Source organism: Shewanella profunda, from assembly GCF_023283765.1.
In the GTDB taxonomy this organism is placed as follows: Bacteria; Pseudomonadota; Gammaproteobacteria; order Enterobacterales; family Shewanellaceae; genus Shewanella; species Shewanella profunda.
This window is the reverse complement of sequence record NZ_JAKILG010000006.1, coordinates 51335-68401: the sequence shown is the minus strand read 5'-3', so window position 1 is coordinate 68401 and position 17067 is coordinate 51335. Positions and strand designations below refer to the sequence as shown.

The following is a 17067-nucleotide window of genomic DNA, read 5'->3' as shown; positions in this document are numbered from 1 at the left end:
GCTTACTTAGTCTCCGGATACCAACGATCTAACAAGGTTTTTGAACGATCTAACTCATTCTTCCACGTATCGACACCGACCACTGTTGGTCTTAACAAAATAATCAGCTCGGTTTTCTTCTTTTGCTTACTGCGGTTTTTAAACAGTTCACCCAATAATGGAATATCACCCAATAACGGCACTTGAGAGACAACTTCAATGTTCTCGCTTTTCATCAATCCACCGATCACGACGACATCGCCAGATGCGGCGCGGATCACTGTGTCTGATTCACGGATCTCACTCTGTGCTAAGGGTAATTCCAGCGATTCATTGCTCACTTTGATATTTTTTGTCTGTTCTTTCACATCAATAACCGATGGATGCACATGCAATAACACATTGCCATCTTTGTCGATTTGCGGTGTGACATCCAGTGCAATACCCGAGAAGAACGGCGTTAACTCTACCTGTGGTGTCGTCACGGGCGTTGTTCCCGCTACAGTGGTTGAAGATACGTCAGTGACAAAATACTCGTCAGTACCGACTTTAATCACTGCCTTTTGATTGTTAGATGCGGTCACTCTTGGGCTAGACAGCACATCCACATCGCCCTGAGTATCTAATAGATTGATCATGGTAGTGAAATCAGAGCCTTTAATGCTAAGTGATGTCACACCACCAAGAGTCGATGTCACTTTATTGACCAGTCCGGTTCCCGCTGTTGTACCAAAGTTAATATTGGTATTACCGACATGACCTAACACATTCTCCCATTGGATCCCTTGCTGAAAATCATCCGATAGCGTGACTTCTAGGATTTTTGCCTCAAGGATAACTTGGCGCTGCAAATGGGTTTCAGCCGAATTTAAAAAACTGCGTACTTGGCGTAATTCGCTTGGGAAAGCTCGAATCGTCACCAGTCCTGCCTGCGGTGTAACGACAACCTGACGTCCATTGCCCGTATCACCAATAATGGCCGTAAGGGTTTCTTTTAAATCACCCCAAAAATCTGTTTTAGTGCGTGAACGGATAAAAGTGCCGTTTGAACTATCACTGTTATTATTGTTTGAATCACTACCGTTATTCGAATTGTTATTGCCGCTATTGCTATTGGAATTACCATTATTCGAGTTGTTATTGGTATTACTGTTGGAATTATTATCGGAAATACGGCCCGAGCTAACAGAGGTCAATGACAGACCATCACGTTCCATATAGAGGTAGTTTAATGGAAACGTTTCAGTACGCATGCCCGCGGGGAATACCCGCAAAACTCGTCCTTCTCGACTGACTTCATAACCATAAATATCTTCAACAACTTGAATGGCTTCACTTAAGGTTACGCCCTTTAGTGATAGGGAAATCGTGCCCTCCACCTCGGGATGTACGGCAACGCTCAGTGGCGTACCTTGCACTAAGCTAGGAAAAAATACTCTCGCATCCACATCATTCGCCGAAACATCAAAGCGTCGTTCGGTTTCTAATGTCGGAGCGAGTCCGACTAATAAAGCGTTTGAATTTAATTCGCGTTGCACCGCATCTGGCATAGTGGCGGGAGGTGGCGTAGTCGCCCGACTCGCCGTTTGCATCGATGCTGCAAGTTCAGCCTTGGAGGCTTCAGGTTGTGGCCTATCTGTGGTTTGGCACGCCACAAGACAAAGTGAGAGCAGAGGCGTGAAGTATTTGATCGCTGTCATGTAATTTATATTCCCTATCTCTCGGTTATTGCTTGAAACAGTGCCAATTTACGCCCATCAGAAAGTGACACAGACGAAGGGGTGATCCTAACGATTTTCACCCCTTGAATGCTGTCGCCGACAGACAATATTTTATTATTAATCACAACGTAAGCTGTGCTTCCTGAGCTAACGATACTATTTAGGATCAGTGTTTGCTCCTGAGCCTGAGTTGCTTGACCAGTGGCAGAGTAACCTTTTCCGGGTAAGGTTGGATCGCGCAGTACCTCGGCCGATACGCTCGAAGCTACACATAATAACGTAATGAAAATATAAGGCTTATTTAGCAACACTGATAAAGTCCTTATTAATGCTCAAAGTATAAACTTCGATATCGATTGTACCTTTAGGATATTCGGCAACCTTGTAATCAAGACGCTTCCAATAGAGTTTGTCAGGCATGGCTTCTACCGCCTCGACAAAGCGCATTACCGAAAAATAGTCTCCATCAAGGCTCATACGAATACCATGGCTGTAAAGGTTGAGTTTTTTCTCATCGCCCACCGCCAGCAAGGGAACTGGGGCAATAGAAGTAAACTTAATGAGCTTTATCCCCTGCACTTGCCCAAGCAGATTACCCAGTAACTCCGGCATGTAATCGGCAGGCACCATATCGACCATCTGCTCATTAAGCTGCGCATCAATCTCTTGATTTTGCTGCTGTAATAAAACTAATCTTTGTTGGTAATCCTGATTAGGATCCATGGTTAAACGCTGTTGATATAACTCAATCTGCTGAACCGAAATCTGATTTTCCTGCTCCAGTGCCTTAAGTTGTTGTGATATCGATATCTGTTTTTTCCAAAGCGATTCTAATGGCATAAAACCGATAATACCGATTAGGGCTAATATGGCGACACCTATCAAGACTCGCTCGCGGCGGCTCAAAGCCTCAAACTGTTGGCCGACATGATTAAACATCGTCTTCATCGCTTCGGCTCCTCCAGCGTTTCACTGGTTAAAGTGAAGGCCAAAGGCTTATCATCACCGCGATCCATGGTCATAGATGAAAATGCCTGTCCTTTTAATGTATTTGTTGTTTTTAGCTTGCCCACCCATAACGGGATACTTTGGGGGTGGTCTGCAAAACCTTCAAACATAACGTTTTGCTCATTAATCACAATCCGACTCAGCCACACTCTCGCATCGGAAACCTGTGCTAAATCCTTAAGCACAGGAGCAAAGCCTCGGCTAGTTAAAGCGGAACGAAGGGCTAATTCACTGATTAATAGCTGTTTAAGTTCTAGTTGCTGCGATTCTAACTCGACTCGCGCCACAAGTGCAGGATCCGGTTTACGTGCAGCGATTTGCGCTTCAAGCGCCGCTTTTTGCTGTTCGAGTTGCTGCTTTTGCTGTGAAGCCTGTTGCAATGCTTGCTCGGACTGACCTAGCTGCCAATAGCCGTATGCCCCGACTAAAATACACAGCAGGACTAATCCAGCCACATAGGTCATCAGTTTTGCAAAGGTTAACCGCAGCTCAGGAGGTAATAATGTTGCAGAATAAAGGTTTACTCTCGATTTAATCACTCTGCACCTCGAGACAATTCATAGAAAGCCAGTCCCGCCATTCGAGCTCCAACAGAACTTTTGTCGATGATGTTTACGGTTTGATTAAAATTGGTCGAAACCAATTTTGCTAAGGCGTCGGCCGCGCCATCGACGAGTAATTCAATAGAGGCCACGGGAGCCTGCCTAAGTTGGCTCTCAAAATAATCCATAGAACGTTGAATTTCTAGACTTAAACTATCAGCAAGACCATAGTTAAGTTCATCGACCTCGGCTTTATCTAACTGCATAAAACCACGTACTCGGCGTTGCATATAGAGTTGGCCTTGCTTTACTACGGTGAGCAATAGATCGTGCCCAGAATAATGGCTCACAACGAGACGAGCTTGACTGTCATCGACAAACAAATTCGTCATTGCGAGCTCTTCAATACTAATACCAGCGAGAGTAAGACCTTGTGCATGTATAGCTTGCACCATATTGATTAGCTTGTCTTTTTCGACAACCACCACATTGATTTTACCGCTAGGTAGTGGCGACTCAAAATAATCCAAATGGATCTGTGGCACAGGCATGGTCACCATATCTTTAACTGACCAGAGCAAGGCTTGGGGTAATTCTTCGGGATCCACATTAGGTTTATCGGCCACTAATAACTGATAACGGCCACTCGCTAATAACAGTTGTAACCGAGCGTGGGGAAAAACGTGGGCGAGCTCTGCAAAGGCCGTTTGCCATTGCTCCAGTTGCAATTCGAATGTGACCCACTGTTCTGCATAGCGTTCTGTTGCAGGGGCATAAACCCATAGTTTATCCGCACAGACATAGACACCAAGATCTGTCGTAATCGCTTTATTTTGCCAGAAGGCTAATCGACCAATACGTCTTTTATCCATAAAATGCTTATAACCTAATGAATTTAAAAGCTAGAGCTATGATTTTGCAAAAGTTGATTCACCAAAATCGACGCTGATACTCTGAAATAGAAAACGGGAAATTTGTCATATTCACCGTCATAATTTTGGCACTGGCTAGTCTAGCCGCTAATCAGTGAATTTTATAGGAAAATACGCCTGTTATGCGCCCAATCTTCCATAGTGATCACAGGAGCAAATATTTATTGTGCCTCCACTGGATCGCTGAAAAACGTTCCTTGGGCCATGCCTACACCGAGAATTTGTAATGTTTGCCATTCTTCAAACACCTCCACCCCTTCGGCGCAGACTTGCACTTCGGTGCGATATAAACCACCGATCAGACTGCGGATAAAAAGCTGATTTTCAGGGCGCAAGTGGATATGCCGAACAATGGAGCGATGGAGTTTAATCATGTCAAAATGACATTCACGAATATAATAAGTGCCTACCACTTGCTGACCAACGTGGTCGACACAGAGCCTTGCTCCCATTTTGCGGATCATGTCCAACTTAGGCTGTAGCTTGGCTTGATGTTGAATAACAATATCCTCAGAGATCTCGAACATCAGCCTTGGCGTCAAATGTCGGTATTCCAACAACGTCGTTTTTAGCCATTGACTAAAGGCGCGGCTCGTTAAGGAGTCTAGACTTAAGTTCACACTATAGACTTGTTTGCTATGTCGCTCATTCGTAAGTAAAGCTAAAACACGCTCAATCATCTGCCGCTCGATCTGCGGCATTAATCCACACTTATTGGCCATAGGGATAAAAAGAGTTGCACGAATTAACGCACCTTGATTATCCCTTGCACGGGTGAAAATTTCCTTATGGTGTTCGTTCGCATCTGAATCAATAACGGGTTGGCTAAAAGGAAAAAAGCGCCGCTGAACTAACGTATTCTCTAAAAAACTACGCCAACGCACAGAGCCCTTAGCAAATTCTTCATCGATAGCGCCCTTATCGTACATAAACCAATTACTGTTACCCTGTAATTGGGCGGCGCGTAGGGCCATATCCGCCTCGTCAATCAACTGCGTTGCGTTGTCTCCAGCGGTAAAATAAGCACAACCCAAGTGGAAAAAATTGTCGCGATTGTCCACATCCGTTAACGGCTGGCTCAAGCAAACCTTTAGGAGTTTACTGGCGAGTTGATCAGCTTCAATCAAAGAGACTTGGGGTACCACAATGGCAAATTGATTATGGGAACGGCGGGCAAAAATACTGTTTGGTAAGGTTTGTAGGATCTGATTAATTCCGTTTACTGTGGCATTTAAAAGCTCTTTTGCCACCGACTCGCCTTTGGCCTGCTGCAATAAATCGAGATCATCCATTTCTAATAGGTAAATAACCCCATGGGCAACCATACCTTGATTGTGGCTCAGGGCATCTAGGCGGTTATTTAAGAAAAGTCGATTACCAATGCGGGTTTCAGCATCTAAAAAGGTATTGGAACGAATAAATTTGTCGAAACGACCACGCTCCTTTTGCGCATCCTGTAACTCTTCAAGTAATTTTGTCAGTGCACGATTAATCAACCGAGGTTTCCCCTTACCGGGACTAGCAAGCGCTTGCTCATGTTTCCCTTGTAAGATTAAGCGGCTCCGTAGGGCTAATTCTTCAATGCCATCTAGCTGCTGTGAAAACCACACATACCCAAAACGCACCAACGCAATGATGGCGAGTATGCCCACTGCGAGGATTAAAAGCTCGTACCAACTTACATCATATAGATCAAATGGTTGTGGCAAAATAAGTGACATTCGCAGATCTGAATTTGGATCAAGCTGATGGTTATATACCATGGCATTTTGCGTTAACACATTGCCCTGATACGCGAATAACACGTCGGTTTTTAAGGTCAACCTGAATTCAACGGTATTGTATGCTAGCAAGAGCGGAGGTAACCAAGAGTCCAATTCCCAACCAGATTGGGCATGGTAATGATTAACAAGCATAGATTCGAGTTCTGCCACTTTTTGCTGCTGAAACTTATAGGTCAGTTGCACAAAACTCATGGTGGCACAGAGTAAAAATATAAAAGCAATTGCAGCCAAAGACATCAACCAAAAACTGGTCAATTTTGTAGTTAACATTCGAGTGAATTTCATCGATCCGCTATCCTGCAGTATTATTATAATTATCGGTGCGTATTTAACACTAGCTCAACAAATGCTGCTCCCTGATTATTCAGTAGCATAGCCCAAAAGGCAACTAAGGATAGGCGACTTTCACTGCAGCTAAAAACCAAAAAAGAGGCCAATGAGCCTCTTTTCAGATTATTGACCACTTTTTTACTTAATCAGCATATTTGGGAAGCGTAGTGATTGCCGCCACTCCCGACTCAATAGCAGCCTGCGCAACGGCACGGGCAACCTGAGGTAATAGTCGTGGATCCATAGGTTTTGGTAACACATACTCGGGGCCAAAGCTTAATGAACTCACCTTAGGGTAAGCTTTAAGTACACTATCAGGTACAGGCTCCTTGGCTAATGCAGCGATAGCATGTACGGCGGCGATTTTCATCTCATCATTAATGCGAGAAGCTCGCACATCTAAGGCACCACGGAAAATAAATGGGAAACAAAGTACGTTATTCACTTGATTTGGGTAATCGCTACGACCCGTTCCCATAATCAAGTCACTGCGAATTGCATGGGCAAGTGCAGGTTTAATTTCAGGATCTGGATTTGAGCAAGCAAAAATAACTGGCTTGTCAGCCATCATGGCAACATCTTGTGCACCAATCACATCTGGCCCAGATAAACCTAAAAATACATCGGCACCTTTAATCACATCTTGTAAAGTGCGTTTATCGGTATCATTGGCAAATAATGCTTTGTATTCATTAAGATCGGTACGACCAGAATGGATAACACCTTTAGTATCTAACATATAAATATTGGCGCGATTAGCACCACACTTCACTAACATTGTCATACAAGCGATAGCCGCAGCACCTGCACCCATACAAACAAATGTCGCATCGCTAATTAATTTTCCTTGAATTTCAAGGGCGTTAATCATACCGGCTGCGGTAACAATTGCCGTTCCATGCTGATCATCATGAAACACTGGCACTTTACAACGGGCGATCAACTCGCGTTCAATCACAAAACATTCGGGGGATTTAATATCTTCGAGGTTAATACCACCGAAGGTATCTGCAATAGCCGCAACAGTGTTGATAAATTCTTCAGGAGTATTGTGGGTAATTTCAATATCCGTCGAGTCGATATTGGCAAAATGCTTGAATAGTAGGGCTTTACCTTCCATCACAGGCTTTGATGCTAACGGGCCTAAGTTACCAAGACCAAGAATCGCAGTGCCATTGGTGATCACAGCGACTGTATTGCCTTTATTGGTGTAACGATATGCATTGTCAGGATTAACGGCAATTTCACGTACAGGCTCTGCGACACCTGGGCTATATGCTAGGGCGAGATCGTGGCTCGTTTCTGCGGGTTTGGTGAGACAGACTGCGGTTTTACCTGGAACGGGGAATTCATGATAATCGAGTGCTTGTTGACGAATATCTGACATTTTAAAATCCTGAAATGCGACATTTATAATGGTATGGGAGTAGGCCTAGTCAGCCCAGATTTGCTCATTTTTGAGACATCTGTCGACTTTGTAGGTGAGGGGTAAGATACGCCAATCACAGTGATTTTTAAATAAGAGATTGAGAAATTTCACCTTTGCATGTCAATCTGGTCTCTAAGCTAAGTTTTATAAACTTATCTGCGTGGATAAGACATGATTACCAATGCACTTTTTGTAGGAAACAAACTTAAATTTCACCTAAATAATGCGCATTACAACCATAATCCACGATAAATTTTGGCTAAATTACAATAAAGGTGGCTAACCTCAATTATCTTATAGTTAATTGCTGTAAATACCTCGCTTTACTGCGTTAAAGCGTCAGATCCCACAGTGTTGATGATTTTTTAATTGTTGAAGTCATTACACTCTCCAAAATGAGTTTGAAAAGTGTCAACGCTATTTAGGACGGGTCACATGCAGGAAATAAAGCTATAGAGGTCAAAGATAGAAAAGCAAAAAGGCGCCTAGGGCGCCTTTTGGAAACATTGCTGTCGCAATTATTTCTTAGCAAGCACTGCAAAGCGCTTGTTGAATTTGTCGATACGACCGCCTGTATCAACAACTTTTTGTGTACCTGTGTAGAATGGGTGACATGCACCACAAACGTCTAAGTGCAGGTCTTTACCAGCAGTAGAGTTTACTTTGATTACGTTGCCACAAGTACAGTTTGCAGTAATAACTGCGTATGCTGGGTGGATACCTGATTTCATTGGGATTACCTCAAAATGTAAGGCCATGTCGCTCTTCCAACCCTTAGTCGGACACCACATGCAGTTAATAACGATATGTTAGGGCGCAGAATGCTACAGTATTGCCACTGCGGATACAAGTAGATTATCTGAGCGTTTAACAGATAATTCGGCACTATATTGCCGTTATCTCTCGCCCTTATTTGCCCGCCTGCTTCGCCTCAAAGATAGCCTTGGCCTCTTTCGCATCGGGGTACTGTGCCAACAGATTTGTTGATGGACAGTAAAGCGTTACATCGCCTCTTAACGCATTGATTTTATTTTTAGAGAATGCCTTCGGATTGGCATCATATATAGCAAGCATTGCACCATAAACACTCACATTCCACTCGCTCGCGTAACGATTTGCAATTCGCCAGAGGGTTTCGCTTGAGACATAATTCAGCGAGCATTCCTTAGTTGATACCATCTTGGGTTGGTCATTCGATACTGGCGCTGGCTCATCTTTAGAAAATGTCAAACCCGTGGTGACGATAGACTCAGGGTCTATGCTTTTAGTCATAGGGGTTAAGTTGCTCGGTGAAACCGCAGGTGATGCCATTGGTTCTGTTGTCACTATATCCACTTTGTTTAGCATTACTTTGGAACTAAGGTCTGCAGATTTAACGCCTTGAGATATTGTTGCCGAAGTCACTGAAGTGGATTTATTAGCAACTGCAGCGGGCTCTGCAAAAAGTGGGATATTTTTAACCTCATACCAGCGATCAACACGATATTCCCTCACCACTAACTGCGCCTTAGGATCTTTAACATCTTCAACTCCAGTTAGTAACACTAAAAAGCGATTGAGTTCCTGCGCCATCAACTTCTCTTCACTGCCTGACTGACGCAGAACAAATTCGAGGCGTGTTATATCCTGATTTTCAGTAATCACATTGAGGCGCATCTTAGGATAAGTCCCCAGCTCAAACATCATGCTATTGATACTCACATGGGACACTTGGGCCATCGAAGATGCACTGCAAACTAAGATGAATAGACCTAATGATTTCACTATATTAGCCATTAATTTAATCTCCACTATCCTTGGATAAACCATCATTAGGACTAGCCCTTGCTAGCCGTGCTGAGTACACTAAACCCCATTCCCATTTAAGACTTGCCTAGCATATGTCACTGTTTGTCGAAGTTGCGTTACCTGTACCTATGCGGCAAAACTTTAGTTACCGCGTCCCCGAAACCTATCCGCAAACACCACAAATTGGTGTTCGCGTTAAAGTGCCTTTCGGCCGCCAACAACTCATAGGTTTAGTCACGGCGGTGACTGACAGCTGTAGCCTAGAGCCAAAGCAAATAAAAGCGGTTATTGATTTTATTGACGACACGCCACTATTGCCAGAATCCCTTTATAAATTAACTTTATGGGCGGCAAGATACTACTTCTGCAACCAAGGGCAAATGCTGACTCAAGCTCTCCCTGTCGCATTACGTAAGGGACTCGATGCCGCACCACAAAAAATCCAATATTGGCAATTAACCGATCTAGGGCAAAATATTGCTCCCGAGATCGTTAAACGCGCTCCTGCTCAGAAAAAACTGCTCGACCTACTCAAAAAGACTAGCCTAACCCAAGAAGAAGTGATCAGTTTAGAGATCAGTAAAACCGCGTTAAAAGCCTTAGAAGATAAAGGCTGGGTTGCCCGTCATGAAAAAGTCGCCGAACTGAACCTTGATTGGCGCACCCAATTAGAACTCGATGAAACACCACACAGACTCAATAAAGAACAAGCTATTGGCGTAACTATTTTAAATCAGCAACAAGGTTATCATTGCACCTTATTAGAAGGTATTACCGGTTCGGGTAAAACCGAAGTCTATTTGGCCGTACTCGAAGAAATTCTAAAACAAGGCAAGCAGGCGCTGATCTTAGTGCCAGAGATTGGCCTAACGCCGCAAACCATCAACCGATTTAAACGCCGTTTTAAGGTCAATGTTGCAGTTCTACATTCGGGCTTAACCGATAACCAGCGCCTAGAAGCATGGCGCCAAGCCCGCTGCGGACAGGCGGCGATCATTATTGGAACACGCTCGGCCCTCTTCACTCCAATGGCTTTCCCTGGGATTATCATTCTCGATGAAGAGCACGACAGCAGCTTCAAGCAGCAGGAAGGCGTCGGTTATCACGCCCGCGACTTAGCGGTCATGCGTGGCCATTTAGAATCTATCCCTGTCATTTTAGGCTCTGCCACACCGTCACTCGAAAGTCTGCAAAATGCCTTGAGCGGTCGCTATGTACATTTACAACTTGGTGAGCGCGCAGGTGCCGCCAAAAAAGTAAGACAAGGTATTATTGATATTAAAAATCTGCCCCTAAAGGCAGGGATGTCGGCACCACTATTAAATGAAATTAGGCTGCATTTAGATGCAGGAAACCAAGTATTACTGTTTTTAAACCGCCGTGGTTTTGCGCCAGCCCTGCTATGCCACGAGTGTGGGCACTTACATGAATGCGACCGCTGCGATGCATTTTTTACTGTGCATCAATCCCTTGGTGAAATTTGCTGCCACCATTGTGGTAACCAATATGCCATTCCCAAACAATGTCACAAATGCGGCAGCACTATGCTAATGGGGCAAGGGATCGGCACAGAACAACTTGCCGAAGCATTACAGCAGGAGTTTCCGAAATATCCTGTGGTGCGCATCGACCGAGATACGACTCGCCTTAAAGGCTCCCTCGAAAACCATTTAAGTGCGATTCATAAGGGTGAATATAAAATCTTAGTCGGCACTCAAATGCTGGCCAAAGGCCACCATTTCCCCGATGTAACCCTCGTTGGATTGCTAGATGTCGATGGTGCGCTTTTTAGCGCAGACTTCCGCGCGCCTGAGCGTTTTGGGCAACTCTATACTCAAGTCGCAGGTCGTGCTGGCCGCGCCAGTAAACCCGGCACAGTATTGCTGCAAACTCACCAGAGCGACAACCCCATTCTTCGCGATTTACTGCACCGCGGTTATGGCGAATTCGCCCGCAGCCAGTTAAAAGAACGCCAACAGGCATTATTACCACCCGCATGGCATATGGTACTAGTGCGCGCCGAAGCGCACTCTGCCAGCGATGCCGACAGTTTTCTCAATGCCTTTGCAGCACTTTTACCTCAAGATAAAGAGTTTGAGGTAATAGGCCCAATGCCTGCGCCACTGGACAGAAAAGCGGGTAAATTCCGCCGCCAGTTAATGTTTCAGGCCAAGAATCGCAATCGCCTGCAGCAAGAGTTTGAACGTATTCATCCGCTTGTGGAGCAGCTACCCGAAGCAAAGCGTTGTCGCTGGAGTTTAGATAGGGATCCACAGGATCTGTTGTAAGCCGATTATTTGATAAATATTTAAGCATCATTTAATAAAAAATCATCGGGAAGATAGCAATTGTTAACCACAAACGGCTAAAATATGCGGTTATTCCCTGTATTCACTCTTAAAGTTAGTGCTAATTAATCCATGAAATCACATATCCAATCATTACTTGAACAAACAATCGAATCCTTTAAACAACAAGGTATTTTGCCTGCTGATTTTGAAGCGCGTATTCAAGTAGATCGAACGAAGGATAAGAGTCATGGCGACTTGGCAACCAATTTAGCCATGATGCTGACCAAGGTCGCTGGCAAGAATCCACGTGAATTAGCCCAGTTGATCATAGATACCCTACCCGCTTCGGCATTTGTGGCTAAGGTTGAAATCGCAGGTCCAGGCTTTATCAACTTTTTTATCAACGACAGTGCTCTAGCGGATCAACTGCAAAATGCTGTCAACGATGAGCATTTAGGTATTAAGTTACCGACACCGCAAACCGTAGTGGTCGATTACTCTTCACCCAACCTCGCCAAAGAAATGCACGTAGGTCACCTACGTTCAACCATCATTGGTGACAGCGTAGTTCGCGCGCTGGAATTTCTGGGCCACAAAGTCATTCGTCAAAACCATGTGGGCGACTGGGGCACACAATTTGGTATGTTGCTGGCCTATATGGAAGAGCTGCGCACCCAAAATGGTGAGCAAGCTCATCTTGAGCTTTCTGATCTTGAAACCTTCTACCGTGCGGCTAAACTGCGTTTCGATGAGTCGGCTGAGTTTGCGACTCGCGCACGCCAATTAGTCGTTGAGCTGCAATCGGGTGACGAGTATTGCAACAAACTGTGGCGCGAATTTAACGATATTTCTTTAAGCCACTGCCATGAGGTCTATGCTCGTTTAGGTGTGAGCCTGACCCGCGCCGATGTGCACGGTGAGAGCGCTTATAACGCCGATCTTGAACAAGTGGTTAAAGATTTAGATGCCAAAGGTTTGTTAACCGAAAGCAACGGTGCCAAAGTGGTATTCCAAGAAGCCTTCCGCAATAAAGAAGGTGAAGCACTGCCAGTTATCATCCAAAAGGCCGATGGCGGTTACCTCTATGCCACCACAGATTTGGCGGCAATGCGCTACCGCTCGAACGTGTTGAAGGCCGATCGTGTACTGTATTTTGTTGACCTGCGCCAAGCGCTGCATTTCCAACAAGTTTTTAGCCTCGCTAAACTAGCCAAGTTTGTCCGTGATGACATGTCTTTAGAACACTTAGGTTTCGGCACTATGAACGGCGAAGATGGCCGTCCATTTAAAACCCGTACTGGCGGCGTTGTGAAGTTAGTTGACCTGTTAGAAGAAGCCAATGTGCGCGCGCTAGAACTCGTTCGCAGCAAAAATCCAGATATGGATCAGGAAACGCTGACTGAAATTGCCCGCGTAGTGGGTATCAGTGCAGTCAAATACGCTGACTTATCGAAAAACCGTACCAGCGATTACATCTTCAGCTTTGAACAAATGCTGAGTTTTGAGGGCAATACAGCGCCTTACCTGTTATACGCTTATACCCGTGTAGCGGGTATCTTCAAGCGCGCAACGGATGTCGACCTAAGCCAAACATCAATCGTACTCGAGCACGAAAAAGAGAAGGATTTAGGCAATAAACTGGCGCAATTTGGTGAGATCCTCAATCGCGTCGTCGATAAAGGCCAACCCCATGTATTATGTGGCTATTTATATGAGTTAGCGGGTGCATTCTCTAGCTTCTATGAAGCTTGCCCTGTGCTTGCCGCCGATAATGATGAGCAAAAAAATAGCCGGTTACTGTTGTCACAGTTGACTGCTCGCACCCTGCAAAAGGGTCTAAATCTGCTAGGTATCGAAACCCTAGAGCGGATGTAAGCCATGAGCCATCGCGACTATGCTAACAGAAGACCGCAATCGGGTGCTAAACCGCGCCCGATCCGCGCAACACGCGCTCGGCCAGTTCAAAAGTCAGCGCCACGTAAAAAGTATCCTGTAGCACTGATCCTGTTTGCCATTCTCGCAGTGGGGTGCTTTTGCTATTTCCTGTGGAGTATCAAAGATACAGCGAAACAACAAACTCCAGCCCCAACGCCTAAAACCGAGAATCGCGTTAAGGTCAAAGAAGCTTCAACACTGACCCCAAAAGTGAAAGAAGCGCAAGAGCAGGCACAACGCCAAGCTGTTGCTGTTCCGGTAGAACAGCCAGAGGTAACACCTACAATCGATCCTAATGCGCTGCCACCACAGCCTAAGGAAGAGTGGACCTACCTTAACGAGTTGGAAAACAAGCATGTTGAAGTGGATATTCCAGACGTTGTTAACACACGTGCACCGCAGCAATATCAATTACAGTGTGCTTCGTTCCGTCAAGAATCCCAAGCCAACCAAATGAAAGCGGTAATCGCTTTTCAAGGTATGGAGGCACAGGTAAGGCAAATTGAAGGGACAACTGGCACTTGGTATAAAGTATCCTTAGGGCCATATACCACTAAGCGTGATGCAGAACGTAAACGCCATGTATTGCAAAATGCAGGGATTAACGGTTGCCAAATTCTAGCCATGCCTAAGTAACCCAATTGTTTCTACAAACTAGCGGCCAGTTTTTATAACTCGCCGCTATTTTTATCGCTTACATTAGGGCGTGTTATAGATTAACGATGCTCGTGCCTAGTAGCAGTATCAACTGAATGCAAACAAACCATTGACCCAAATAAAACCGACTAAATCGAACAGCCATAAAAACCTGTCAATTTTGGTTAGCGAAAACCCCGCATGATTCCCATGATAACCATCAAAAATAAGGCCAAATACTGTGTATTTGGCCTTGGCATTAGCTTATAAACAACATAATAGGTACAACTTAGCGGGATGGTTCATCCTTCAAGCCTGCTTCTTTTAAACCTATGCTATTCATCCAGTAATCGAAATCCACCATATTACCTGGCAATACCACGCGAGTATTTTTCTGGCTCAGACCATCAAGCTGTTTCATGTATTGTTCGCCCAGTTGCATCCTCAGAGCGTTATGACCACCGGGTGCGGCAATCACTGAGGCAAGCCGTTCGATTGACTCTGCCGTGGCACGGGATATGGTTAATATCTCCTCGGCCTTACCTTCGGCTTCGTTAATACGACGCTGCATTTCCCCTTCAGAACGGTTTACTGTTTCAGCTTTAACCCCTTCAGAGCGGTTAATCTTACTCTGCTTGTCGCCTTCGCTCTTAGCGAGTAATGCTCTGCGTTCACGCTCAGCATTCACTTGCATTTCCATTGCATTTTTAACGGTTTCTGGCGGAGTGATATTTTTAATCTCATAGCGGTGTACACGAATACCCCATATAGCACCAGCTTGATCAAGCACTTCGACTACCTTAGCCGAAATCACATCACGCTCTTCGAACGTACGGTCTAAATCTAAGGTACCAATCACCGAACGAGTCGTTGTTTGCGCTAATTGGATAGCCGCATAGCGATAGTCAGTAATACCATAACTTGCCTTAACAGGGTCGGTTACAGAGATATAAATAACACCATCAACTTCGACATTCACCTCATCGCTAGAGAAGCACTCCTGTGGTGGAACATCAATTGTTTCTTCTTTTAAGTCATGGATATAAGCCACTTTATCCACAAAGGGGATCAAGGTATGAAACCCCGCATCCAAGGTAGAGTGATACTTACCTAAACGCTCAACAATGTAGGCCGACTTAGTTGGCACTAAGCGAATCGACTGGAAGAGTTTAATGACAAAAATGGCAAAAATAAGACCCCAAATGGCCATCACAGCAAGATCAGTATCGAATGGGATATTCATTAACGCGCTCCTTTACTTACTGTGTTTTGACCACCCATAGTGTGAGTGACCTGCTCCATGCCCTCGAAGAAACCTTCGAGCTTTGCCATTTCAGCGGGGACAACCGACACTTGTGCATCATTGAGTATCTTGCCAACTTGAGCGATAAACTGCTCTTTTAACAACATATTCATAGCATCAGTGCCACCATTAACCGCTAATGCTTGAGAGATCATTGCCATCCCCTCTGATTTCGCCTTAGCAATGATGGCAATCTCCTGTCCCGTCCCTTTTGCTTCATTAATTCGTCTCTGTTTTTGCCCTTCGGAAAGATTAATAGCCTCTTGGCGCTCACCTTCGGACATATTGATCATCGCCGCTTTTTCCGCATTGGCTAAGGTGATTTCCGCGCGTTTGCGACGCTCGGCTTCCATTTGCTTTTCTAGGGTATGGATTACATTCCGTGATGGGGTGATATTACGAATTTCATAACGTAACACTTTGATCCCCCAAGGTTCTGAGGCTTTATCTATCTCACGCACTATGGATTCATTCAAACTATCACGCTCAGAAAAAGTTTGACTTAAGGTCAGCTTACCAATTTCAGAACGCATAGTGGTCTGTGCAAGATTTACCGCTGCTTTACGATAGTTTTCAATACCATAACTCGCCAGTTTCCCATCCATTACCTTAAGATAAACGAGACCATCCACCTCAAGCTGAGTGTTATCCTTAGAAATACAACTTTGTGGCGGCACATCGAGCACTTGCTCACGGGTATCATGACGATAGGCGACACGGTCAAAAAATGGGATTAGAAAATGAAAGCCAGGTTGTAATACGGTACGAAACTTCCCTAATCGCTCAATAACGTGAACTTCACGCATAGGCACAATCAGCATCAGTTTGTAGAGAATAAAGAAAATAAATAAAATAATTAAGGTAAACAGAAACATAGACTCATCCTTTAGTTTTGAGACGTTGCCTGCGTCACAGGCTCAACCACTAGGGCAATGTTTTCACGGCAGATAATTCGAACTTCACAGCCCACGGCAATAATACTGCCATCGCCAAGTGCAGGCCATTCGCTCCCTTGAAACTCAACCCGCCCCGTTGTTTGTCCAGGACCGATTGTTTGTTTTACACGAGCGATTTGATTGTAGATATCGAGTTCTTCATCGGTGTTATCCACATGGGAATCGCCACCAACCAGTCTTTGGGTTAGCTGCCTAAAGCTTAATAACAGAACAATCGCGGAGATAAACCACAATGTCATGCTCTGCACTATGCCTTCCACTAGCCCTATACCTAATGCGCCGGCAACAACCAAACAGGCCGTACCCAGCAGTATCACTATACCACCCGGAACGATGAGTTCGGCTAACATCAAGATGATACCAACAACTGACCACATTAAAATCGGATTTGAAAACTCCATATACCCCCCTGAAATGAGAGTGTCCGTTGCAG

General features: G+C 44.9%; 15 protein-coding genes. 3 read left to right on the top strand and 12 right to left on the bottom strand.

Going from position 1 to position 17067, the window contains the following annotated elements; genetic code table 11:
- Positions 1 to 2: 2 nt before the first annotated feature.
- The 9 genes from mshL to L2744_RS05065 form a co-directional block, all read right to left on the bottom strand.
- A complete protein-coding gene (mshL, locus tag L2744_RS05105) occupies positions 3 to 1679 on the bottom strand; it encodes a pilus (MSHA type) biogenesis protein MshL (protein WP_248990895.1) in 1677 nt (558 codons plus the stop codon).
- A 14-nt stretch (positions 1680 to 1693) separates the two neighbouring features.
- Positions 1694 to 2011, bottom strand: coding sequence for a general secretion pathway protein GspB (locus L2744_RS05100; protein ID WP_248990894.1), 318 nt, complete (start codon positions 2009 to 2011; stop codon positions 1694 to 1696).
- A complete protein-coding gene (locus tag L2744_RS05095; RefSeq protein WP_248990893.1) occupies positions 1998 to 2648 on the bottom strand; it encodes an MSHA biogenesis protein MshJ in 651 nt (216 codons plus the stop codon). The genes L2744_RS05100 and L2744_RS05095 overlap by 14 nt, the downstream gene beginning before the upstream one ends.
- Positions 2645 to 3247, bottom strand: a complete 603-nt coding sequence (locus tag L2744_RS05090) for a PilN domain-containing protein (protein ID WP_248990892.1) — start codon at positions 3245 to 3247, stop codon at positions 2645 to 2647. Before L2744_RS05090 ends, L2744_RS05095 begins: the two co-directional genes overlap by 4 nt.
- The gene (locus tag L2744_RS05085) at positions 3244 to 4122 is read right to left on the bottom strand and encodes a type IV pilus biogenesis protein PilM (RefSeq protein ID WP_248990891.1); all 879 of its coding nucleotides are present in this window, start codon (positions 4120 to 4122) and stop codon (positions 3244 to 3246) included. The genes L2744_RS05090 and L2744_RS05085 overlap by 4 nt, the downstream gene beginning before the upstream one ends.
- A gap of 221 nt (positions 4123 to 4343) precedes the next feature.
- Positions 4344 to 6251 carry an RNase E specificity factor CsrD gene (csrD, locus tag L2744_RS05080; protein ID WP_248990890.1) on the bottom strand — a complete coding sequence of 636 codons (1908 nt, stop codon included), beginning with the start codon at positions 6249 to 6251 and terminating at the stop codon, positions 4344 to 4346.
- 187 nt (positions 6252 to 6438) lie between these two features.
- A complete protein-coding gene (locus tag L2744_RS05075) occupies positions 6439 to 7683 on the bottom strand; it encodes a malic enzyme-like NAD(P)-binding protein (protein ID WP_248990889.1) in 1245 nt (414 codons plus the stop codon).
- Between the two features lie 560 nt (positions 7684 to 8243).
- Positions 8244 to 8456, bottom strand: a complete 213-nt coding sequence (rpmE, locus tag L2744_RS05070; RefSeq protein ID WP_248990888.1) for a 50S ribosomal protein L31 — start codon at positions 8454 to 8456, stop codon at positions 8244 to 8246.
- A 178-nt stretch (positions 8457 to 8634) separates the two neighbouring features.
- Complete coding sequence (locus tag L2744_RS05065; protein ID WP_248990887.1) at positions 8635 to 9501, bottom strand: FimV/HubP family polar landmark protein; 867 nt, start codon at positions 9499 to 9501, stop codon at positions 8635 to 8637.
- A gap of 104 nt (positions 9502 to 9605) precedes the next feature.
- Between L2744_RS05065 and priA the strand changes: the two genes are divergently transcribed.
- The 3 genes from priA (at position 9606) to L2744_RS05050 (ending at position 14375) form a co-directional block, all read left to right on the top strand.
- Positions 9606 to 11801 (top strand): primosomal protein N', encoded by a 2196-nt coding sequence (gene priA / locus L2744_RS05060; protein WP_248990886.1) that lies wholly within the window; start codon positions 9606 to 9608, stop codon positions 11799 to 11801.
- A gap of 132 nt (positions 11802 to 11933) precedes the next feature.
- The gene (argS, locus tag L2744_RS05055; protein ID WP_248990885.1) at positions 11934 to 13679 is read left to right on the top strand and encodes an arginine--tRNA ligase; all 1746 of its coding nucleotides are present in this window, start codon (positions 11934 to 11936) and stop codon (positions 13677 to 13679) included.
- 3 nt (positions 13680 to 13682) lie between these two features.
- Positions 13683 to 14375: an SPOR domain-containing protein gene (locus L2744_RS05050; protein ID WP_248990884.1), complete on the top strand. Its 693-nt coding sequence runs from the start codon at positions 13683 to 13685 to the stop codon at positions 14373 to 14375.
- A 289-nt stretch (positions 14376 to 14664) separates the two neighbouring features.
- Here the strand turns inward: L2744_RS05050 and L2744_RS05045 are convergent, their stop codons facing one another.
- The 3 genes from L2744_RS05045 to L2744_RS05035 are packed head-to-tail and all read right to left on the bottom strand — an operon-like array spanning position 14665 to position 17035.
- Positions 14665 to 15618, bottom strand: a complete 954-nt coding sequence (locus L2744_RS05045) for an SPFH domain-containing protein (protein WP_248990883.1) — start codon at positions 15616 to 15618, stop codon at positions 14665 to 14667.
- Positions 15618 to 16553: an SPFH domain-containing protein gene (locus tag L2744_RS05040; RefSeq protein ID WP_248990882.1), complete on the bottom strand. Its 936-nt coding sequence runs from the start codon at positions 16551 to 16553 to the stop codon at positions 15618 to 15620. Before L2744_RS05040 ends, L2744_RS05045 begins: the two co-directional genes overlap by 1 nt.
- Before the next feature lie 11 nt (positions 16554 to 16564).
- Positions 16565 to 17035 (bottom strand): NfeD family protein, encoded by a 471-nt coding sequence (locus L2744_RS05035; RefSeq protein WP_248990881.1) that lies wholly within the window; start codon positions 17033 to 17035, stop codon positions 16565 to 16567.
- Positions 17036 to 17067: the final 32 nt, after the last annotated feature.

Excerpts from the sequence above, each read along its gene's own strand:
- L2744_RS05050 (WP_248990884.1), top strand. The coding sequence starts at position 13,683 with ATGAGCCATCGCGACTATGCTAACAGAAGACCGCAATCGGGTGCTAAA.
- L2744_RS05035 (WP_248990881.1), bottom strand. The coding sequence starts at position 17,035 with ATGGAGTTTTCAAATCCGATTTTAATGTGGTCAGTTGTTGGTATCATC.
- rpmE (WP_248990888.1), bottom strand. The coding sequence starts at position 8,456 with ATGAAATCAGGTATCCACCCAGCATACGCAGTTATTACTGCAAACTGT.
- mshL (WP_248990895.1), bottom strand. The coding sequence starts at position 1,679 with ATGACAGCGATCAAATACTTCACGCCTCTGCTCTCACTTTGTCTTGTG.
- L2744_RS05065 (WP_248990887.1), bottom strand. The coding sequence starts at position 9,501 with ATGGCTAATATAGTGAAATCATTAGGTCTATTCATCTTAGTTTGCAGT.
- L2744_RS05085 (WP_248990891.1), bottom strand. The coding sequence starts at position 4,122 with ATGGATAAAAGACGTATTGGTCGATTAGCCTTCTGGCAAAATAAAGCG.
- L2744_RS05040 (WP_248990882.1), bottom strand. The coding sequence starts at position 16,553 with ATGTTTCTGTTTACCTTAATTATTTTATTTATTTTCTTTATTCTCTAC.
- argS (WP_248990885.1), top strand. The coding sequence starts at position 11,934 with ATGAAATCACATATCCAATCATTACTTGAACAAACAATCGAATCCTTT.
- L2744_RS05095 (WP_248990893.1), bottom strand. The coding sequence starts at position 2,648 with ATGAAGACGATGTTTAATCATGTCGGCCAACAGTTTGAGGCTTTGAGC.
- priA (WP_248990886.1), top strand. The coding sequence starts at position 9,606 with ATGTCACTGTTTGTCGAAGTTGCGTTACCTGTACCTATGCGGCAAAAC.
- L2744_RS05045 (WP_248990883.1), bottom strand. The coding sequence starts at position 15,618 with ATGAATATCCCATTCGATACTGATCTTGCTGTGATGGCCATTTGGGGT.
- csrD (WP_248990890.1), bottom strand. The coding sequence starts at position 6,251 with ATGAAATTCACTCGAATGTTAACTACAAAATTGACCAGTTTTTGGTTG.
- L2744_RS05075 (WP_248990889.1), bottom strand. The coding sequence starts at position 7,683 with ATGTCAGATATTCGTCAACAAGCACTCGATTATCATGAATTCCCCGTT.